This window comes from Streptomyces graminofaciens (assembly GCF_030294945.1).
In the GTDB taxonomy this organism is placed as follows: Bacteria; Actinomycetota; Actinomycetes; order Streptomycetales; family Streptomycetaceae; genus Streptomyces; species Streptomyces graminofaciens.
Genome location: NZ_AP018448.1, coordinates 6,288,744 through 6,308,636 on the forward strand (window position 1 = coordinate 6,288,744; position 19,893 = coordinate 6,308,636).

Consider the following 19,893-nt stretch of genomic DNA (forward strand, 5'->3'; position numbering starts at 1 on the left):
GCCCGATAGCCTTCGCCCATGACCTCCATGCCCCGCGGCGGAGCCGCTGATCGACGCAGCCGTCGCGCCGCAGCCGCTCTCGGCGCCGTTTCCGCCGGACTTCTCGTCCTGTCCGCCTGTGACAAGCCGTCGCCGATCGCCACCGTCACGGTCGGCGGGAAATCGGTGAGCACCGAGACCGACTGCTACACCGACGGCAAGGAGGTGACGCAGGAGGAGATCGCGAAGTGCCTCAAGGCCAAGGACCTGAAGTCGATCACGATCGACACCGATGAGAAGGTCCGCTTCGGCGTCGACCCGGAGATCGCCGACAAGGGCTGGACGATCCTCCTCAACGGCCAGCCGCTCATGGGCGAGCCCACCAAGAAGACCTACCTGTCGGTCGGCGGCTACGTCTTCTTCAACGCCCAGTACGGCATCCAGGGCGACACCGTCGTGGTCTCCATCCGTGAGGGCAAGAACAAGGCCACCGGCGTGTGGTCCTTCAAGTTCAAGAAGGAAGACGACAGCTGACGCCGCCCGCCCAGGCACGCATCCTCGTGGCCACCGCGGTCCCCGCCGAACGGGACGCGGTGGCACGGGCGTTCACGGCGTGCACGCCCGTCACGGCCGAAGGCGAGGACGTACGGCTCCCGGGCGCGACCGTGCGCCGTCTCGGTGGCGGCTACGACCTCCTGGCCGCCGGTGTGGGCCCCGCCCTCGCCGCCGCCTCCACCGCCGCCGCGCTGACCGCCGCGGCCCTCGCCGGCACCCCGTACGTCCTGGTCGTCTCCACCGGCATCGCGGGCGGCTTCCAGCCCGAGGCGCCGGTCGGCTCGCTGGTCCTCGCCGACGAGATCACGGCGGCGGACCTGGGCGCGGAGACTCCGGACGGCTTCCTCCCCGTCACGGACCTCGGCTTCGGCACGATCGCCCACACCCCGCCCCCGGCGCTCGTACGCGAGGCCGCGACGGCGACGGGCGCCCGCACCGGCACGGTACTCACGGTCTCCACGGTCACCGGCACCGCCGAGCGGGCCGCGGCCCTCCGCACCCGCCACCCCCGGGCCCTGGCCGAGGCGATGGAGGGCTTCGGCGTGGCCGAGGCTGCGGCGGCCCACCGCACCCCCCTCCTCGAACTACGAGCGATCTCCAACCCCGTCGGCCCCCGTGACCGCGCGGCCTGGCGCATCGGCGAGGCCCTCACGGCCCTGACGGAGGCCTTCGGGAAGCTGGAGCCGGTCCTGAAGAGTTGGAGCAGCCATGACCAGTGACGAGCAGCCCCTGCGGATCGCGTACTCCCCCTGCCCGAACGACACGTTCGTCTTCGACGCGCTCGCCCACGGCCGGGTCCCGGACGCGCCGGCCCTCGATGTGACGTTCGCGGACATCGACATCACCAACGGCATGGCCGAGCGCGGCGAGTTCGACGTGCTGAAGGTGTCGTACGCCGTCCTGCCGTACGTCCTCGACGAGTACGCCCTGCTGCCCTGCGGCGGCGCGCTGGGCCGTGGCTGCGGCCCACTGGTACTGACGCGCGAGCCGGACGCGGACCTCACCGGCCGCACGGTCGCGGTCCCGAGCGAGCGCTCGACGGCGTATCTGCTCTTCCGCCTCTGGACGGCGGACACCCTCCCGTCCGGCGTCGGCGAGATCGTCGTAATGCCCTTCCACGAGATCATGCCGGCGGTCCGGGACGGGAAGGTCGACGCGGGCCTCGTCATCCACGAGGCACGCTTCACGTACCGGAACTACGGCCTCCATAAGCTCGCAGACATGGGCGAGCACTGGGAGGCGACGACGGGCCTGCCGATCCCGCTGGGCGCGATCATCGCGAAGCGATCACTGGGCGCGAACACCCTGACGGGCCTGGCCGGCTCGATCCGCACCTCGGTGCGCGCCGCCTGGGACGACCCCGAGACCTCCCGCCCGTACGTCCTCGAACACGCCCAGGAGATGGACCCGACCGTCGCCGACCAGCACATCGGTCTGTACGTCAACGAGTTCACCGACGCGCTGGGCGAGGACGGCTATGCGGCGGTCCGGGGCCTGCTGACGCGCGCGGCGGCCGAGGGGCTGGTGCCGCCCCTCGGCCCGAACGCACTCGCTTTCCCGTAGCCGGCCGGAGTTTCGGTCGGCCCTAGGGCGTGTTTCGAAAGTCCCGTCTGCCCCGCGACGCCTGGCACGGCACCTCGCCGCGTTGTCGGAATCGTCCACGTACGCCCAGTACGCGGACGACCCTCCGCCTTGCGACGCACCGCACCAGACGCCGCGGGCCCCGCCCTCCGGGCGGACGACGCCACTTTCGAAACACGCCCTAGACGTCCAACTGGTCGGCCACGGCGCGCAGGAGGCCCGCGATCTTCTTGCCGGAGGTGCGCTCGGGGTAGCGGCCCCTCTCCAGCATCGGCGTGATGTTCTCGAGCAGAGTCGTCAGGTCCTGCACGATCGAGGCCAGCTCGTCGGGCTTCTTTCGCTGGGCGGCGGCGACCGAGGGCGCCGGCTCCAGGATCGTCACGGAGAGGGCCTGGTCCCCTCGCTGACCGGCGACGACTCCGAACTCGACCTTCTGGCCCGGCTTGAGTGTGTCGACACCGTCGGGCAGTACGGAGGAGTGGACGAAGACATCGCCGCCGTCGTCGCGGGAGAGAAAGCCGAAGCCCTTCTCGCTGTTGAACCACTTGACCTTGCCGGTAGGCACGTCTGTCCTCGTCCTCGTACTCGTCGGAAACTGCGTCGGAAAGTGTTCGGTATGTGTTCCACACGTGTTCCGGGTGTGCGGAAACGGCCCTTGATAGCACTACAGCGGGTCGTCGGGACCCGCCGCTCCCAAGGCTAGTGGTCCGGAGGCCGGTGACAAGGCGTCGCCCGACTGTTCCTTCGCGCTGGGAACTACCCTGGTCGGGTGCGTGACAAAACCCAACCGAATTCCGCCGAACCCGGTGACCGGCTGATCCGTGCCGGTGTCATCGTCTTCTTCGTCGGTGCCGTGGCCACTCTCGTCACCGTGGCCCCGCTGTTCCTCGGAACGACGCCTTTCCCGACGTACATGTTCCTTTTGAGCATGCTCATGGGCGTCGGTTTCCTCATCGCGGGCGCCGGAGTGCTGCAAGCGGTCTCAGCGGGGCGCAGGAAGGCGCGAGAGGCGCGTTCTTAGCGGTCGGCCGGGCCTTCGGCGCGACCGTTGGCGTATATGGCCAGCCACTCCGGGAACGCCGTCAGATCCGTGAGGACGACGTCGGCGCCCGCCTCGCGCAGCTCCCGGGCGTCGCAGGGACCGGTCGCCACGGCCACGGAGTACGCCCGTGCCGTGCGCGCGCCGCGTACGTCGCCGGTGTGGTCGCCGACGTAGACATCGGCGCCGTGCTCGCGCAGGGCGTCCGCCTTGGCCTCGGCCCACAGGTTGCCGACGACCGCGTCGGGCTCGATGCGCAGGTGCTTCATATGCAGCTTGGCGTTCGGCTCGTACTTGGCGGTGACGACGATCGCCCGCCCGCCGGCCGCCCGCACGGCCTCGATCGCCTGGCGGGCGCCGGGCATCGCGGGGGTCGCGGTGATGGCGATGTCGACGTACATCGCCCGATAGAGATCGGCGACGGCGGGGATGTCGTCCGCCGGGAACCAGTACGCCAACTCCTCCTCGAGCGGCGGCCCGAGCCGCGTGACCGCGAGATCCGCGTCGACGTACGTCCCCGTGCGTGCCGTCAGCTCCCGGTAACAGGCGTGGATGCCCGGCCGCGAGTCGATCAACGTCATGTCGAGATCAAACCCGACGGTCAGCCCAGAAGAGGTCATGCCTCCCATTGTGACGGGGCGCATGTGGTTGCTCGCGCGGTTCCCCGCTCCCCGTGCTTCTGCCTTCAGGGGCACGGGGAACCGCGCGACAAGCCCCCACCGGCCCGCAGAAAATCCCCGGTCAACGCGCCCGCTGCGAGCGCCACAAGAGGTAGAGGGCCGACCCGACGGCCGCCACCCGCACCACCCACGGCCAGGTCTCCGCGACCGCCGCGTTCATCTGCCCCTGAACGATGGGGTCACCCCACCGCCCATCGGCACGCCCCCACAGCCAGACGACACCCCCCGCCGCAGCCAGCCCCGGAATGATCACCACGGCCCACTTCGACTCGTTCTGCGACAACCTCCGCGAGAGATACGCGATCAACCACCCCGCCGCCAACGGCACCAGACTGCCGACGACCGCCCCTGCCACCAACAACCCCGCCGCCAACAGCAGAAGCGGATTGCTCCAGCCCCCGCCGAGCGGCCGCAGACGGGGAAGACGGCGGCGCCTGGCACCGGTCTCGTCCGCCTCCGGCGCTGACGGCTCGGAGGGCGCGGAGGGTCCAGACGGCGCGGCGGCCCCCGGCACCGTCTTCTCGACCGACCGGCCCTTCCCTCCCGCCTCGGTGTCCCGCACGGGCGGCGGCTTCAACAGCTCGGGAATCTCCACGCCCCCGACGAACCCCGGTACCGCGTCCCCGAGCCCGAACTCCCCACCCCCGAACCCACCCCCGCCGGATCCCCCGCCCCCGACCTGCCACCAGTCCGGCCGCGCCACCCCGTTCCCCAGCTCGTGCTCGGGCGCGAGATGCGGCGGGGAGGGCCCGTCGTCAGGGGCGACCGCCGGCTCCGTCCGCCGCGGCCGGGGCACCCCTCGACGCCGCAGCCCCTTGGTGAGCCCACCGGCCCACCCCGTGGCCTCGTCGTCGACATCCGCGGCCGTCACCCGCTGCACAGGCACGGCCGTCCGCGGCTCGGGCACGTCACCGGACCCGCCCGCGGCGGCCACGACCTCGTCGGGGCTGCCGAGCCGGGAGATGATGCGGCGCACGGCGACCGGGCTGTCCACCGGCGCCTTCGCCCGGGCCCGGTCGATCTCGTCCCGCAGCGCCGACACCAGCCGCATCCGGGTCGCCGACGGCAACTGCTGTTGCTGAGCCAGATCACCGACCCGGCTCAGATACTCGTAGACGACCTGGTCACTCTCAATCCCCACGAGGCCCCTCCGGGGTACATCCGGTTGTGAACCGACCGTATCGCGCCCCGTAAGGGGTGCCGGGAACGGCGCGAGCAACCACAGCGCGACCCGCAGCCGCCAACGACCGCGCACCCCCACCCCACTGGGCACACCCGCTACCGTTGACCGGATGAGCACCGAGGAGCCCACCCCCGCGCCCCTGAGCGGAGCCCCCCGCTCGCTGGCCGAAGCCCTGCGCGCAAGGGACGACGGTTCGCTGGCCGTGCTGCTCCGCGCGCGGCCGGACCTCATCACGCCGGTCCCCACCGACCTCACCCAGCTCGCCACCCGCGCCGGCACCCGCGCCTCGGTCGTGCGGGCGCTCGAACGGCTGGACCGGTTCGCCCTCCAGACGGCGCAGGCGCTGGCCGTGGCCGCGGACCCGGCGTCGTACGACGAACTGAGCGACCTCCTGGCCGGGCACAGCGGCGACCCGGCCGTCGCCGCCGCGCTCCCCCGTGCCCTCGGCACGCTTCGCGAACAGGCCCTCGTGTGGGGCCCGGACGACCGGCTCCGTCTCGTCCGTACCGCCCGTGAGCTGCTCGCGCCGTCCCCGCAGCACCCCTCCCCCACCGGGCTCGGGCCGACGGTCGCGGAGGCCACGGCCGGGATGTCGCCGGGGCGGGTGCAGGAGATCGTCACCACGGCGGGGCTGGCGACCACCCACGACTCCGTGTCGGCCGTCGCCGCCCTCACCGGGCTCTTCACCGACCGCGCCCGTATGTCCGCCCTGCTCGACGGCGCCCCCGCCGAGGCGGTGGAGGTCCTCTCGCGGCTGGTCTGGGGACCGCCGTACGGCCAGGTCACCGCCAGTCCGGCCGCCCATCTGCGCTGGCTCCTCGACCGCGGCCTGCTGCTGCCCACCGCGCCCGGCACGGTCGTCATCCCCCGCGAGGTCGCCCTGCATCTGCGCGGAGGCCGGGCGCACCGGCGGACCGACCCCGTCGCGCCCCCCGTCGAGGCCGCCGGCGACCACCGTCCACAGGTTGTGGACGCGACGGCGGCCGGCCAGGCGTACACCGCGCTGGCGACCGTCGAGGAACTGCTGAAGGACTGGGACGAGGGCGGGCCGGGCGTGCTGCGGGCCGGAGGGCTGAGCCTCCGCGACCTGAAGCGGACCGCCGTCGCCCTCGACGTCCCCGAGCCGGTCGCCGCCTTCTGGGTCGAACTCGCCTACGCCGCCGGACTGTTGGCCTCCGACGGCGAGGCCGACGAGCGGTACGCCGCCACGCCCGCGTACGACGAGTGGCTGGAGCTGCCCCCCGCCGAGCGCTGGACACGGCTCGCCACGGCCTGGCTGACGGCGACCCGTACGGCCGGGGTGGTCGGGGAACGGGACGCCAAGGACCGGACGTTGTCGGTGCTGGGCCCCGGCCTGGACCGTTCGGCCGCCCCGGAGGTACGCCACCGGGTGCTGACCCTGCTCGCCGGGCTCCCGGAGGGCACGTCGCCCGCCCCCGACTCCGTACTGGCCCGACTGCGCTGGGAGCGCCCCACTCGTGGCCATCAGCCCGAGGGCGCCCAGGGCCCGCAGGACCTGCGCACCCGGCTCGCCCGGTGGACCCTGTCGGAGGCCGAGTCGCTCGGGATCACGGGCCGTGGGGCGCTGTCGACGCACGGGCGCGCCCTGCTCGGGCCGGCGAACGAGGCCCCGGCCGATGGTGGCGGCCTGCCGGAGACTCCCGGCGACAGGCTCCCCGCCCACCACGCCACCTCCCCCGACCCCGCCCTCGAACTGGCAGCTGCCGCCGCCCGCGCCGCCCGGCTGCTGGCCCCCCTTCTCCCCGAGCCGCTCGACCACGTCCTGCTCCAGGCGGACCTGACGGCCGTGGCGCCGGGCCCGCTGAAGCGCCCGCTGGCCGAGACGCTGGGCGTGCTCGCGGACGTGGAGTCGAAGGGTGGCGCGACGGTGTACCGGTTCACGCCGGGCTCCGTACGCCGTGCCCTGGACGCCGGCCGTACCGCCTCCGACCTGCATGACTTCCTGACCTCGCACTCCCGCACGCCGGTCCCGCAGCCGCTGGCCTATCTGATCGACGATGTGGCCCGGCGTCACGGCCATCTGCGGATCGGCGCGGCCTCGGCGTATGTGCGCTGCGACGACGACACCATGCTCAGCGAGATCCTCGCCGACAAGCGGTCCCAGTCCCTCGGGCTGCGTCGGCTCGCCCCGACCGTGCTGGCCGCCCAGGCCGACCCGGCTGCGCTCCTGGACGGGCTGCGCGCGATGGGCTACGCCCCGGCCGCCGAGTCCGCGGAGGGCGACGTCCTGATCACCCGGGCGCTCGCCCACCGCACCCCGCCGCGCACCGCGCCCGAGCCCGTCCCGGACGGTCCGCCCGCCCCCGACGACACCCTCCTCGGCGCCGCGATCCGCGCCATCCGCGCCGGTGACCTGGCCTCCACCACACCCCGCAAGGAGACCGCCACCCCCGCGGCGGCCGCCGGCGGACTGCCGCGCACCAGCTCCGCCGAGACGCTCGCCACCATGCAGGCCGCCGTCCTCACCGGCGAGGCCCTCTGGATCGGCTACGTCAACGCCGAGGGCGCCGCCAGCCAGCGCGTCATCGCCCCGGTCCGCGTCGAGGGCGGCTTCGTCACGGCGTACGACCACACGGCGGACGAGGTGCGGACGTACCCGCTGCACCGGATCACAGGGGTCGCGGAGCTGGCGGACGACGCGGGCTGAGCCCTGACTCAGGAAAGTTGATCAAGCTGCCGCGTGGGTGTCACCCCTTCGGGCGTATGCGGCAGTTCATGCAGGCCAGGGCAGGTTCTCCCGCGATCGGGCGATCGTGTGGCGCTGTCGGCATCCCCTCGCGGGGCCATGGACAGCCACCCTGTGTGCCGTTCGCGATCCCGTGATCACTTCCTGCGTCCGAAAGGCCCTACGTCCGCCATGCGTACCGTCACCATCACCCTTCTGGCCGCCGTCGCCGCCGTCGCCGTACTCGTCTCCCCCGCCTCCCCCGCCTCAGCGGCGGCCCCCCTGCCCGTACCCGAGCTCGGCACGCTGGTCGGCGAGGGCCTGACCGTGGAGGGGCCGCTGGTGCAGAACGTCAGCCTGCTCAAGTAACGGTTCACGTGGTGCGCCGCAGCCGGTAGCTGTCCCCCTCCAGCCGGACCACCTCGGCGTGGTGGGCGAGTCGGTCGACCAGCGCCGGGGCGGCCCCGCCGAGGATCTCGTCCCAGCGGGCGAGCGGGCGGTCGCTGGTCACGATCAGCGAGGCCCGCTCGTAGCGGTGCGCGACCAGACGGAAGAGGAGCCGGGCGGTGTCCGTGTCGAAGGGGAGGTAGCCGACCTCGTCGACGATCAGCAGGGGGCAGGAGTCGAGCGCGGACAACTCCTCGGCCAGCCGTCCCTCGTCCCGGGCCCCGGCCAGCCGTACGGCCCACTCGGCGGCGGTCCCGAACAGCACCCGGTGCCCGGCCTGACAGGCCCGGACGCCGAGCCCGATCGCGAGATGCGTCTTGCCGGTCCCGGGGGCCCCGACGAACACCACGTTCCGCCCGGCCCCGACGAAGTCCAGCGTCCCGAGCCGGGCGAGTGCCTGCCGGTCGAAGGACCGCAGATGCCCGTGGTCGAACCCCTCCAGCGACTTCCGCGCGGGAAAACCGGCGGTACGCAGCCGGTACTCGGCCCCCGGCTCCCCCTCCCCAGGGCCCGGACCACCCCGCCCGTACGCCACCGCCCGCGCCCCACGCGACACGACCCGCGTCTCGTACGGCCCCGCCTGGGCCGGGATGGGCAACGCACCCGGGGGCAGGGCGGGGACGGTGGTGCGGGGCGCGTAGACGGTGGAGGTGGGGCCGGACGGGTCGGAGGAGCCGGAGGGCGCGGAGGAGCCAGAGGGGTCGGAGGGGTCGGAGGAGTGGGAAGGGTCGGAGGAGTGGGAAGGGCTGACGGGACCGGCCGGCTGACCGGCGCCCTTCGCCCCCCTGGCCCCCTCGGCCCCCTCGGCCCTCGTGTTATCCCCATGCCCGCCCCCGTGCCCATGCCCGTGCCCGTGCTCGGAGCCTGGGCATGAGCCGTGATCCTTGCTCCCCCGCGACGCGACCATCGGCCCCGACATGTACGCGAGGATCGCCGCCGAGGCGATGAAGGCCATGTGGATGACCGTGCCCCAGAGCAGCGCGTGGCGTGAGGTGTGGTGGACGTCGACGAACATCTGGAGCAGATGGACGGACGAGATCCCCACGATGGCGGTGGCGAGCTTGACCTTCAGCACGTTGGAGTTGACGTGCGAGAGCCATTCGGGCTGGTCACGGTGGCCCTGGAGGCCGATACGGGAGACGAAGGTCTCGTAACCGCCGACGATGACCATGATCAGCAGGTTGGCGATCATGACGACGTCGACGAGCTTGAGCACCGCGAGCATCACGTACGTCTCGGTGGCATGCCCGGTCACGCACTTGAGGATTAACGTCCACAACTCGTTGAAGAACTTGTAGACGTACACCCCCTGCGCCGCCACCAGCCCGAAGTACAGCGGGGCCTGGAGCCAGCGGGTGGCGAACAGGGCGTAGCCGAGCGTGGTGCCCTGCGGGGACGGGTCCGTCGGAGTGGTTGGGCGCACGGTTCGCATTCTTCGGAACCGGAGCCGTAAATCTGAATTCCCGCCACTCATTGGAATGAATAGACATTAAGTAGGACAGGCGTCGGTGGCGGTGACGGGCGTCACCCGTCATCGGCCCTCGATCAGGCACACTGGACGTTTGACCGCAGCGAAAGGGTGTCGCGCGTGAATGGTCCACTCATCGTCCAGTCCGACAAGACCCTGCTCCTGGAGGTCGACCACGAGCAGGCGGACGACTGTCGTCGGGCGATCGCGCCGTTCGCCGAGCTGGAGCGGGCTCCCGAGCACATCCACACCTACCGGCTGACGCCGCTCGGGCTGTGGAACGCGCGGGCCGCCGGGCATGACGCCGAGCAGGTCGTGGACGCGCTGGTGCAGTACAGCCGGTATCCGGTGCCGCACGCGCTGCTGGTGGACGTCGCCGAGACGATGGACCGCTACGGCCGTCTCACCCTGTCCAAGCACCCGACGCACGGTCTTGTCCTCACCACCACCGACCGGCCGGTGCTGGAGGAGATCCTGCGCTCGAAGAGGGTCGCTCCGCTCGTCGGGGCCCGGATCGACCCGGACACGGTCGCCGTGCACCCCTCCGAGCGCGGTCAGATCAAGCAGACGCTGCTGAAGCTGGGCTGGCCGGCCGAGGACCTCGCCGGTTACGTCGACGGTGAGGCGCACCCGATCGAGCTGCACGAGGACGGTTGGGCGCTGCGGCCGTATCAGAAGCAGGCGGTGGAGAACTTCTGGCACGGCGGCAGCGGGGTGGTCGTGCTCCCTTGTGGTGCGGGCAAGACCCTCGTCGGCGCCGGTTCCATGGCCCAGGCGAAGTCGACCACGCTGATCCTGGTCACGAACACCGTCTCCGCCCGGCAGTGGAAGCACGAGCTGGTGAAGCGGACCTCGCTGACCGAGGACGAGATCGGCGAGTACAGCGGTACGAAGAAGGAGATCCGCCCGGTCACCATCGCCACCTACCAGGTGCTGACGACCCGGCGGAAGGGCGTCTATCCGCACCTGGAGCTGTTCGACTCCCGTGACTGGGGCCTCATCGTCTATGACGAGGTGCATCTCCTGCCTGCTCCGGTCTTCAAGTTCACCGCCGATCTTCAGGCGCGGCGGCGGCTGGGCCTGACCGCGACCCTCGTCCGCGAGGACGGGCGTGAGTCGGACGTGTTCTCCCTCATCGGGCCCAAGAGGTTCGACGCGCCCTGGAAGGAGATCGAGGCGCAGGGCTATATCGCGCCCGCCGACTGCGTCGAGGTCCGGGTGAACCTCACCGACTCCGAGCGGCTCGCGTACGCCACCGCCGAGCAGGAGGAGAAGTACCGCTTCTGCTCGACGACCGCGACCAAGCGGAAGGTGACGGAGGCGATCGTCCGCCGCTTCGCCGGTCAGCAGATCCTGGTCATCGGGCAGTACATCGATCAACTCGACGAGCTGGGCGCCCACTTGAACGCGCCGGTCATCAAGGGCGAGACGTCCAACGCGCAGCGGGAGAAGCTCTTCGACGCGTTCCGCGAGGGCGAGATCAACGTCCTGGTCGTGTCGAAGGTCGCGAACTTCTCGATCGACCTGCCGGAGGCCACGGTCGCCATCCAGGTCTCGGGCACCTTCGGCTCCCGCCAGGAGGAGGCCCAGCGTCTCGGCCGCGTCCTGCGCCCCAAGGCGGACGGCCACCAGGCCCACTTCTACTCGGTCGTCGCCCGCGACACCATCGACCAGGACTTCGCGGCCCACCGCCAGCGCTTCCTGGCGGAACAGGGCTACGCCTACCGGATCATGGACGCGGACGAGCTGCTGACCGAGGGCTGAGCCCCAGGTCGGCCATCAGGGAGGGAGCGGGCGGGCGCCGCCTCACCGGCTGTGTATGCCCGCCTCCTCCGCGTACTCGCCGAGCACGACCACGCCGAACGCGGCGCCCGCGAACACCTTGATCGCGCGAAGGACGTCGGCCATGCGGTGGCGGTGGTGGGTGTTGTCGATACCGGTGGCGCCGGACGGGGGGCCGGGGCGACCGGAGGCCTGGGCTGGGATGAAGGTCGCTGCACTCATGTATCCATAGTGGAACGGCCACCTTTGGATTACGTCGGTCTATGGATTGAATCCGCTGAGCCCTCGGCTCACTCTCAGGTCTCCCCGTCCCCTAGTACCTGCGCCGTACGCACCCCCTAGGGGTACGACGAGGCCACTCCCCAGGGGTACAGAGGGCCGCCCAGAAGTACGGAGGGCCGCGAAATCCATTGGCCCCCGCCCCCGCCCCTCACCTACACTCTCCGCTCTTGCCCGCCTCCCTCACGTGGAGCGCCGCCGCCCGGACGGAAACCGGCCGGTTCTCACAGACCACGCTCAGTCGTCGCCCGGAGGCACTCCGTTGTCCACGTCCGTAGACCCTCTCTCCCGCGAACGTTCGCACCTCGCCGCCTCCCGTTCCGCCCTGCGGGCCATGCGGGAGGACGTGGAGGCGCTGGACATCCGGGACGTCACCGCGAACTGGGTGAACGCCGAGGTGCTGGCCCACCAGATCGGCGAGCGGATCAAGGCCCTCGCCGATCTCAGCGACACCCCGCTCTTCTTCGGCCGCCTCGACTATCTGCACGCTCCCGGCGCCGCCAAGGCCGAAGGCGCCGAGGGCGAGCGGTTCTACATCGGGCGGCGGCACGTCCACGACGCCGACGGCGACCCCATGGTCATCGACTGGCGCGCCCCCGTCTCCCAGCCCTTCTACCGCGCCTCCAAGACGGACCCGCTGGACATCGGGCTGCGCCGCCGCTTCGGCTACACCGGCGGCGACCTCACGGCGTACGAGGACGAGCACCTCTCCGACCCCGCCGAGGAGGCGGCCACCAGCAAGCTGCTCCAGCAGGAGATCGAGCGCCCGCGCGTCGGCCCGATGCGCGACATCGTGGCGACGATCCAGCCCGAGCAGGACGAGATCGTCCGCTCCGACCTCGCCGGTTCCCTCTGCGTCCAGGGCGGCCCCGGCACCGGTAAGACCGCCGTCGGCCTGCACCGGGTCGCCTACCTCCTCTACGCCCACCGCGAGCGCCTCGCCCGCACCGGCACCCTCGTCATCGGCCCGAACAAGTCCTTCCTGCACTACATCGAGCAGGTCCTCCCGGCCCTCGGCGAGCTGGAGGTCAAGCAGGCGACGGTCGACGACCTCGTGGCCCATGTGGAGGTGCGGGGGACGGACGAGGCGGCCGCCGCCGTCATCAAGGGCGACGCCCGCATGGCCGAGGTGCTCCGCCGTGCCGTCCGCTCGCACGTCACGCTCCCCACCGAGGGCGTCGTGGTCGTGCGCGGCTCCCGCCGCTGGCGCGTGGCGGCGTACGAACTCGAGGAGATGGTGCGGGAGTTGCTGGACCGCGACATCCGCTACGGCGCCGCCCGCGAGGCCCTGCCGCAGCGGATCGCGCACGCCGTGCTGGTGCAGATGGAACGATCCGGCGAGGCCCCCGACGACCGCGTCCAAGACGCGGTGGCCCGGAGCGCCGCCGTGAAGGCCGCCGTCAAGGAGATCTGGCCGCCGGTCGACCCCGCCAAGCTCGTCCTGCGCCTCCTCGCCGACGCCGAATTCCTGGCCGTGCACGCGGACGGCGTCCTCACCGAGGACGAGCGGAAGACGATCCTCTGGACCAAGCCGGCCCGCAGCGTGAAGGCCGCCAGGTGGTCCGCCGCCGACGCCGTACTGATCGACGAGACCACCGACCTGGTGCAGCGCACGCACTCCCTCGGGCATGTCGTGATCGACGAGGCGCAGGACCTGTCCCCCATGCAGTACCGCGCGGTCGGCCGCCGCTGCACCACCGGTTCCGCGACCGTCCTCGGCGACCTCGCGCAGGGCACGACCCCCTGGGCGACCAGGAGTTGGCAGGAGGCCTTGACCCATCTGGGCAAGGCGGAGGCGCACATCGAGGAACTGACCGCCGGTTTCCGCGTCCCCACCGACGTCATCACCTACGCCTCCCGGCTCCTCCCCCACATCGCCCCCGGCCTGACCCCGGTCGCATCGATCCGTGAGAACCCGGGCTTCTTCGCCGTACGGGACATCACGGAGGACTCCCAGGTCATCGGCGCCTGCGAGGAGTTGCTGCGCAACGAGGGCTCGATCGGGCTCATCGCCGCCGACGCCCGCGTCCCCGCCCTCGCGGAGGCGCTCACGGCGGCCGGCCTCGGCTTTCTCGCACCGGGCGAGGAGACGACGTACGAGACCCGCCTGACCCTCGTACCGGCGTCGCTCGCGAAGGGTCTGGAGTACGACTACGTGGTGCTCGACGAGCCCCAGGCCGTCGTGGACGGCGAGCCGGACGAGCGGACGGGCCTGCGCCGTCTGTACGTGGCGCTCACGCGCGCGGTGTCGGGCCTGATCGTGACCCACGCGGCCCCGCTGCCGCCCCAACTCGCCCAGCCGTAGGACGAAGCGGCCCCCGGTGGTCGAAACCACCGAGGGCCGCGGCAGGCCGTACGTGTTACCCGGCCTACTTGAACTTCTTGCTGGTCGCCAAGTAGACCTCCTTGGCGTTCTTGCCGAGGCGCGGGCCGGTGATGAAGGTGGCCCGGTCGCTCAGCGAGTTGTTGGAGACCAGGTAGGTCTTGCCCTTGTAGCTCGTGAACCAGGGGCCGCCGGAGGCGCCGCCGTTCATGGTGCAGCCGACCATGTACTGGGCCGGGTACTTGCTCGGGTAGCTGTAGCCGAGCACGAAGCGCTTGGTGGCGCCCTGGCAGTGGTACATCTTCGAGCCGTCGTACTGGGCCTCGGCCGGGTAGCCGCGGACCTTCATGTTCTTGACCTTGTTGGCGGCCGGGGCGTTGAACCACACCGGCAGCGCCGTACCGACCCGCTCCTCCAGCGACTTGGCGCCCTTCTCCGGCTTCACGTGCAGGACGGCGTAGTCGTACGCGGCGGCCACGGTGCCCTGGCTGGCGTCACCGCCCTTGATCCAGGAGCCGGAGGTGGTGGCCCAGTCGGCCCAGTAGATGCCGTACGGGGAGACGCTGCTCGCGCGGTAGTTGTTCGACGCCTGGGTGATGTTCAGCTTGGCGGTGTTGTTGAAGGACGGCACGAAGGCGATGTTGCGGTACCAGCCGCCGCTCTTGCCGGCGTGCACACAGTGCCCGGCGGTCCACACCATGTTCGACTTGCCCGGGTGTGCCGGGTCCTTCACGACCGCGGCGGAGCAGACGCTGGAGCCCTGCGGGGTGGTGAAGAAGAGCTTGCCGACCGGGGCGGCGTACTTGTGGTACGTGGCCTTGACCTTGGCGGCGTTCTGCTTCTTGACCGTGCCGTCGGGCATCCACGCCTGGGTCGTCTTGCCGCCGCCCTTGGCCGCGGTGCCGGCCTCGGCGACCGACGGCAGCTGCGCCATGTTCTCCTTGGCCTCGGCGATCCGCTCGGGCGTCCAGAAGTCCTCGATGTAGGGGTTGGCGAAGTCCTCCGCCTTGGACGCCCATGTGCCGAAGTCCTGCCAGCCGCCGTTCTTCCACTGCGCCAGCGCGTCGGCGGAGAGCTCGGTGGGCACTCCCTCGGGCAGCTTGAAGTCGCCGAGCTTCGAGTCACCGCCGTCCGAACCCGTGTCGACGTCACCCGTGTCGACGTTCGACTCGGCGTTCGACGAAGCCGATGCCTTCGTTCCCTCGTCCTCGGTCTTGCTGCAGGCCGTGGTGGTGACCATGACCGCGGCGATCACGGCGGCGGCGGCCGCGATGCCGCGGCGGCGTATGAACGGCTTCGCCGGATTGGTCGACTTGGTCGGCTTGGATGACATGGATGGCATGGATGGCATGGAGTGCCCGTCCCCCTGTGACTGATTCTTGTCATGCCCCCGCTTGACTGGGGCGAGCACAACTATGCACGTGGGAGTGGGGAGTTCGATCTCCCTGAGGCCTCTGCCGACCAGTCCGCACACAACAACTACGTGGCGGATATCGATCCGTGATGTGACGCGGGGTCATCTCCCCATGGACGCCATTAGTTGAATCGTCATCACTCCGACACCTCCCGCCCCTTGTGGGCTACTGGCAAGTAAAGACAACCTGACCTGCGCATGCCACTTCATTCCCCGGCTCCCGGCCGTCACCCCCGCGCCGCGGTCCAACAGGAGGACGCAGTGAAGAGAGTGAAGACAAGCTCCCGCATCCGCAGGTCGGCCCTGGTCGTCACAGGCGCCCTCGCTCTGGTCGTCGGCGCCGCCGGCAGCGCGTTCGCCGCCCCGCCCGGCGCTCTGCCCGGCAACGCCGAGACGCTGGAGAAGACCTGGCAACCGGCGTTCGACTACGACACGGACGGCTGTTACCCGACCCCCGCGATCGGCCCCGACGGCACGATCAACGGCGGCCTGAAGCCGACCGGTTCGCTCAGCGGCGACTGCCACGACGCGTCCGACCTCGACAACACCAACAGCTACTCGCGCTACAAGTGCAACAACGGCTGGTGCGCGATCATGTACGACCTCTACTTCGAGAAGGACCAGGCGCTCGCCAACAGCAGCATCGGCGGCCACCGCCACGACTGGGAGCACGTCGTCGTCTGGGTCCAGAACGGCACGGCCCAGTACGTCTCGACGTCCAACCACGGCGGCTTCACCGTGCACGCCGCGTCCACGGTCCGCTGGGACGGCAGCCACGCGAAGGTCGTCTACCACAAGGACGGCGCCAGCACGCACTGCTTCCGCCTCGCGGGCTCGGGCGACGAGCCGCCGGAGAACCACAAGGGCACCTGGCAGTACCCGACGCTCGTCGGCTGGAACGGCTACCCGTCGACCACCCTCCGCGACAAGCTCTCCGCGTACGACTTCGGCAGCGCCAACTTCGGCCTGAAGGACGGCAGCTTCAACGGCAACCTGTCGAAGGCGATGCCGTCGGGGATCTCGTTCGACCCCAACGCCTGACCTCTACCGGACGGGTGCGTCCAGTGCCGTACGCCATTCCCGTACGGCACTGGCGTCTACGGGTGCGGTCCAGCCGCCCGGGCGGGCCGCGCCGCCGATGTGAAAGGCGTCCACGCCGGCGGCGCGCAGGCGGGGGAGATGGTCGAGCCGCAGGCCGCCACCGGCCATGAGTCCCTGGGCGTAGCCGGGGGCGCCGCGCCGGGAGGCCTCGGTGATCAGGGTGCCCATCCCGTCGTCGACCCCCGTTGTCGACCCCGCCGAGAGATAGGTGTCGAGGCCCGGCAGATCGGCGAGCTGTTTGCGGAGGGCGTCGCGGTCGGCGGCGCGGTCGATGGCGCGGTGGAAGGTCCAGGGGCAGCCGTCCAGTTCGGCGACGATTCGTTCGACGGCGGGGAGGTCGGGCGCGAGGTCGTCGTCGAGGAAGCCGAGTACGAACTCTTCGGCCCCGGCGGCACGCAGCTCGCACGCGGCCCTGACGAGCGGGCCCGTATCCCCGGCGGCGAACCCGTCCCCGAGCCTCAGCATCACACGTACGGCGATATCGACGGCGGTCCTGACCTCGACGAACGTCCCCACGGACGGCGTGAGCCCGTCTGCCGCCATGTCGGTGACCAACTCCAGCCGATCGGCTCCGCCGGCCTGGGCGGCGATGGCGTCCTCGGGGGTGAGGGCGATGACCTCCAGGAGTGCGGGCGGGGGCATGGGGGCCTTCTTTCTCGACGGGAACAGGTCTAGTCCAATTTATAACAAGCCTGTTTGTCAAACCCCGCGATCACCATTCGCGCACGGACGGCCACTCTCCGCACCTACTCTCAAATCGGCGCAGTTCAACAAGACCGGCTGCCCGAGAGGGAGTTGCCCGATGCCCAAGCCGAAGACCCTCGACCCGTCCCAGTCCACGCGCGCCATGTACGGCGCGGAACTCCGTCACCGGCGCGAACGGGCCGGGATGTCCCAGGAGGAACTGGGGACCGCGATGTTCATCAGCGCGTCGTTCGTCAGCATGCTGGAGGCGGGCATCCGACGGATGCGGCCGGAGTTCGCAAAGGTGGCGGACGAGGTTCTGGACGCGGACGGGTTCTTCGCGCGGAACCTGGAGGCGGCGAGGAATTCGCCGTACGAGCACCATTTCGCCGACGTGGTGGAGTTCGAGGGCCTGGCCCAGACGATCAAGGACTGGGCGCCGATTCTGGTCCCCGGCCTGCTCCAGACGGCGGCGTACACGCGGGCGGTGGTCCGGGCGTACGACCCGGTCCTGACGGAGGACGTCGTGGAGGAGCGGGTGGCTGCCCGCCGGGCCCGGGCGCACATCTTCAAGGACCCGACGAAGCCGCGGTACTGGGCGGTGCTGGACGAGATGGTCGTACGCCGCCCGGTGGGTGGACCGGCGGTCATGGCGGATCAGTTGCGGCACATCGCGGCGATGGCGAGGCACCACCGGATCATCGTCCAGGTGCTGCCGCTGGCGGAGGGGGCGAATGCGGGAATGGAAGGCATCTTCAAGTTGATGACGTTCGAGGACGCCCCTCCCCTCGTCTACAACCAAGCGTCCGAAACTGGGCGCCTGTTCGACGAACCGGCTGTGGTGACCCGGTCCACGCTGACCTACGATCTGCTTGGGGGTACGGCGCTGTCGCCTGGCGTGTCCCTCGACCTGATCGAGCAGGCGGCCAAGGAGTACGAGGATGCGCAACGCTCCCGATCTGAGGACCGTGACCTGGCGTAAGAGCAGCCACAGCGGCGGAACCAGCGCCGAGTGCGTCGAAGTGAGTGACGACCTCCCCGGCCTCGTCCCCGTCCGCGACAGCAAGAACCCGACCGGCGGCGTACTGCTCTTCGGGGCCGCCGCCTGGTCCCGCTTCGTGGCGGCGGCCCTCGAACGGTGACTCACCTTCGGGAATGCCTTCAGTAAATGGTGATCTGCTCGATCTTGTGGACCTTGCCGCTGGGGGAACCGGACGCGAGGCCGAGGTCGAAGGCGTACCACTTGGGAAGTCGGCCCGAGTCCCACAGTGGGCCACCCAGGACCGTGCGGTACTTGAAGCTCACTTCGTTGTTGCCGGTGCTCGTCCAGCCCACGCCGTAAATGGCGACGTCCATGGTGCCGGCGTTGGCGAAACAGGGATTGACCCCGTCGACCTCGAAGTAGAAGAAGTCGTTCCTGCCTGCGCAGTCCACCCTGTTGATGGCGTGGGCGGGGAGGGCGGTCGCGAGGGTGGCCGCCATCGCGGCACCGGTGACACCGACGAAGCGCAGGGCGCGACGAGTGATCGAACGGTTCATCAAAGGCTCCTCTGGTTCGCACAGTTGAGAGAAGTGGGATCCGGCCAGTGAGACTGGTCTGAGGCCGATCAGGTTGCCAAGACAAGGCAAAGTCATCGGTGAATGCCCTTGAGTTCAAGGGCAAGTGCCCCTGCGTGCACAGTCAATTGCCCTGGCCACACTCGGGCTTCCCCACCGGAATTGCGCGCCAGATGTCCCGCTGTACGCTCTGCCCGATCAATTCCGGCTCCAAGCTTCACGATCGATGCAGAGGGAAGTCATGCGCAGAATCACGGCGGCCGTCGCAGCCGGCCTGATGACATTCGCCGGACTGGCGGCGGCGAACGCCCCGGCGGAGGCCGCGACCACGGCCGAAGCCGAATACGTCGCGCTCGGCGACTCGTACGCGTCCGGCGTCGGCGCGGGCTCGTACGACCCGGCGAGCGGCGACTGCAAACGGAGCACGAAGAACTATCCGCACCTGTGGGCGGCAGCTCACCCCAAGTACGCGTTGAAGGACGTCACCTGCAGCGGGGCGACCATCGCGGACATCCGCGACAACCAGTTGTCGGCGCTGAGCTCTACGACCAACCTCGTCACGCTCACGGTGGGCGGCAACGACGCCCAGTTCTCGTCGGTGGTCAAGGGCTGCGTCACCGAGAGCGACAGCTACTGCCAGACGGCCACGTCGTGGATGTCGTACTACGCCAGGAACCAGCTGGTGGGTGAACTGACCAGCCTCTACAAGGACATCAAGACGCGCTCACCCAAAGCCCTGATACTCGTCTTCGGCTACCCGCAGACGCTCTCCATGAGTGGCGCGTGCAGCCCGATCGAGTTCAGCCCCGCCAAGCGCACGGCGATGAACGGGCTGGCGGACGCGCTGGCCGAGGGCACCAAGCAGGCGGCGACCAACGCGAGCGCGTACTTCATCGACATGCGCAAGCAGTTCGAGGGGCACGGCGCCTGCGGCTCCTCGCCGTGGGTCCACAGCGTCAACCTGGCGGACCAGACCGAGTCCTTCCACCCCAACGCGGCGGGCCACGAGAAGGGCTACGCGGCGAAGTTCAGCGCCACCTGGGGCTGACCTCCACCACTCCCACTACTCCACGCACCGTCAACCTCCGCTTACCATGAGTATGTTGACAGCATCGCCGGAATGTATGACGGGGAC

20 protein-coding genes are annotated in these 19,893 nt (G+C 70.5%); 12 read left to right on the plus strand and 8 right to left on the minus strand.

Annotation, left to right across the window (positions count from 1 at the left end; all coding sequences use genetic code 11):
* The first annotated feature begins 18 nt into the window (after nt 1–18).
* From SGFS_RS26945 to SGFS_RS26955, 3 genes are read left to right on the plus strand one after another with little or no spacing between them, the layout of a single operon-like run.
* Complete coding sequence (locus tag SGFS_RS26945) at nt 19–513, plus strand: DUF2771 domain-containing protein (RefSeq protein WP_286254096.1); 495 nt, start codon at nt 19–21, stop codon at nt 511–513.
* Nucleotides 477–1,253: a futalosine hydrolase gene (locus SGFS_RS26950; protein WP_286254098.1), complete on the plus strand. Its 777-nt coding sequence runs from the start codon at nt 477–479 to the stop codon at nt 1,251–1,253. Before SGFS_RS26945 ends, SGFS_RS26950 begins: the two co-directional genes overlap by 37 nt.
* A complete protein-coding gene (locus SGFS_RS26955; protein ID WP_286254099.1) occupies nt 1,243–2,097 on the plus strand; it encodes a 1,4-dihydroxy-6-naphthoate synthase in 855 nt (284 codons plus the stop codon). Before SGFS_RS26950 ends, SGFS_RS26955 begins: the two co-directional genes overlap by 11 nt.
* Nucleotides 2,098–2,296: 199 nt before the next feature.
* On the opposite strand, the gene SGFS_RS26960 is transcribed toward SGFS_RS26955, so the two are convergent.
* Complete coding sequence (locus tag SGFS_RS26960; protein WP_286254101.1) at nt 2,297–2,680, minus strand: cold-shock protein; 384 nt, start codon at nt 2,678–2,680, stop codon at nt 2,297–2,299.
* A gap of 204 nt (nt 2,681–2,884) precedes the next feature.
* Here SGFS_RS26960 and SGFS_RS26965 point away from each other — a divergent pair, with 204 nt between their 5' ends.
* Complete coding sequence (locus SGFS_RS26965; protein WP_286254103.1) at nt 2,885–3,136, plus strand: hypothetical protein; 252 nt, start codon at nt 2,885–2,887, stop codon at nt 3,134–3,136.
* On the opposite strand, the gene SGFS_RS26970 is transcribed toward SGFS_RS26965, so the two are convergent.
* Together SGFS_RS26970 and SGFS_RS26975 are read right to left on the minus strand one after the other, a co-directional pair.
* The gene (locus tag SGFS_RS26970) at nt 3,133–3,774 is read right to left on the minus strand and encodes an HAD family hydrolase (protein WP_286254105.1); all 642 of its coding nucleotides are present in this window, start codon (nt 3,772–3,774) and stop codon (nt 3,133–3,135) included. The genes SGFS_RS26965 and SGFS_RS26970 overlap by 4 nt on opposite strands.
* 121 nt (nt 3,775–3,895) lie before the next feature.
* Nucleotides 3,896–4,975 carry a hypothetical protein gene (locus SGFS_RS26975; protein WP_286254107.1) on the minus strand — a complete coding sequence of 360 codons (1,080 nt, stop codon included), beginning with the start codon at nt 4,973–4,975 and terminating at the stop codon, nt 3,896–3,898.
* A gap of 151 nt (nt 4,976–5,126) precedes the next feature.
* Between SGFS_RS26975 and SGFS_RS26980 the strand changes: the two genes are divergently transcribed.
* Complete coding sequence (locus tag SGFS_RS26980) at nt 5,127–7,685, plus strand: helicase C-terminal domain-containing protein (RefSeq protein WP_286254109.1); 2,559 nt, start codon at nt 5,127–5,129, stop codon at nt 7,683–7,685.
* A 210-nt stretch (nt 7,686–7,895) separates the two neighbouring features.
* Nucleotides 7,896–8,072, plus strand: coding sequence for a hypothetical protein (locus SGFS_RS26985; protein WP_286254110.1), 177 nt, complete (start codon nt 7,896–7,898; stop codon nt 8,070–8,072).
* Nucleotides 8,073–8,076: 4 nt separating this feature from the next.
* On the opposite strand, the gene istB is transcribed toward SGFS_RS26985, so the two are convergent.
* Nucleotides 8,077–9,582, minus strand: coding sequence for an IS21-like element helper ATPase IstB (gene istB / locus SGFS_RS26990; RefSeq protein WP_434028077.1), 1,506 nt, complete (start codon nt 9,580–9,582; stop codon nt 8,077–8,079).
* Nucleotides 9,583–9,738: 156 nt separating this feature from the next.
* Between istB and SGFS_RS26995 the strand changes: the two genes are divergently transcribed.
* On the plus strand, nt 9,739–11,382 hold the full coding sequence (locus tag SGFS_RS26995) for a DNA repair helicase XPB (protein WP_286254114.1): 1,644 nt from the start codon (nt 9,739–9,741) through the stop codon (nt 11,380–11,382).
* Between the two features lie 42 nt (nt 11,383–11,424).
* On the opposite strand, the gene SGFS_RS27000 is transcribed toward SGFS_RS26995, so the two are convergent.
* Nucleotides 11,425–11,622, minus strand: a complete 198-nt coding sequence (locus SGFS_RS27000; RefSeq protein ID WP_286254116.1) for a hypothetical protein — start codon at nt 11,620–11,622, stop codon at nt 11,425–11,427.
* Between the two features lie 391 nt (nt 11,623–12,013).
* Between SGFS_RS27000 and SGFS_RS27005 the strand changes: the two genes are divergently transcribed.
* The gene (locus SGFS_RS27005; protein WP_286260077.1) at nt 12,014–13,984 is read left to right on the plus strand and encodes a HelD family protein; all 1,971 of its coding nucleotides are present in this window, start codon (nt 12,014–12,016) and stop codon (nt 13,982–13,984) included.
* A gap of 64 nt (nt 13,985–14,048) precedes the next feature.
* On the opposite strand, the gene SGFS_RS27010 is transcribed toward SGFS_RS27005, so the two are convergent.
* Nucleotides 14,049–15,344, minus strand: a complete 1,296-nt coding sequence (locus tag SGFS_RS27010; protein WP_286254117.1) for a trypsin-like serine peptidase — start codon at nt 15,342–15,344, stop codon at nt 14,049–14,051.
* Between the two features lie 342 nt (nt 15,345–15,686).
* Here SGFS_RS27010 and SGFS_RS27015 point away from each other — a divergent pair, with 342 nt between their 5' ends.
* Complete coding sequence (locus SGFS_RS27015; RefSeq protein WP_286260078.1) at nt 15,687–16,457, plus strand: NPP1 family protein; 771 nt, start codon at nt 15,687–15,689, stop codon at nt 16,455–16,457.
* A gap of 3 nt (nt 16,458–16,460) precedes the next feature.
* Here SGFS_RS27015 and SGFS_RS27020 read toward each other — a convergent pair whose 3' ends face one another.
* Complete coding sequence (locus tag SGFS_RS27020; RefSeq protein ID WP_286254119.1) at nt 16,461–17,159, minus strand: copper homeostasis protein CutC; 699 nt, start codon at nt 17,157–17,159, stop codon at nt 16,461–16,463.
* Between the two features lie 160 nt (nt 17,160–17,319).
* Between SGFS_RS27020 and SGFS_RS27025 the strand changes: the two genes are divergently transcribed.
* Both SGFS_RS27025 and SGFS_RS27030 read left to right on the plus strand, forming a co-directional pair.
* A complete protein-coding gene (locus SGFS_RS27025) occupies nt 17,320–18,183 on the plus strand; it encodes a helix-turn-helix domain-containing protein (protein ID WP_286254121.1) in 864 nt (287 codons plus the stop codon).
* On the plus strand, nt 18,143–18,343 hold the full coding sequence (locus SGFS_RS27030; protein ID WP_286254122.1) for a DUF397 domain-containing protein: 201 nt from the start codon (nt 18,143–18,145) through the stop codon (nt 18,341–18,343). The genes SGFS_RS27025 and SGFS_RS27030 overlap by 41 nt, the downstream gene beginning before the upstream one ends.
* Before the next feature lie 19 nt (nt 18,344–18,362).
* On the opposite strand, the gene SGFS_RS27035 is transcribed toward SGFS_RS27030, so the two are convergent.
* Complete coding sequence (locus SGFS_RS27035; RefSeq protein WP_286254123.1) at nt 18,363–18,740, minus strand: beta/gamma crystallin domain-containing protein; 378 nt, start codon at nt 18,738–18,740, stop codon at nt 18,363–18,365.
* Between the two features lie 259 nt (nt 18,741–18,999).
* Between SGFS_RS27035 and SGFS_RS27040 the strand changes: the two genes are divergently transcribed.
* Complete coding sequence (locus tag SGFS_RS27040) at nt 19,000–19,806, plus strand: SGNH/GDSL hydrolase family protein (RefSeq protein WP_286254124.1); 807 nt, start codon at nt 19,000–19,002, stop codon at nt 19,804–19,806.
* Nucleotides 19,807–19,893: the final 87 nt, after the last annotated feature.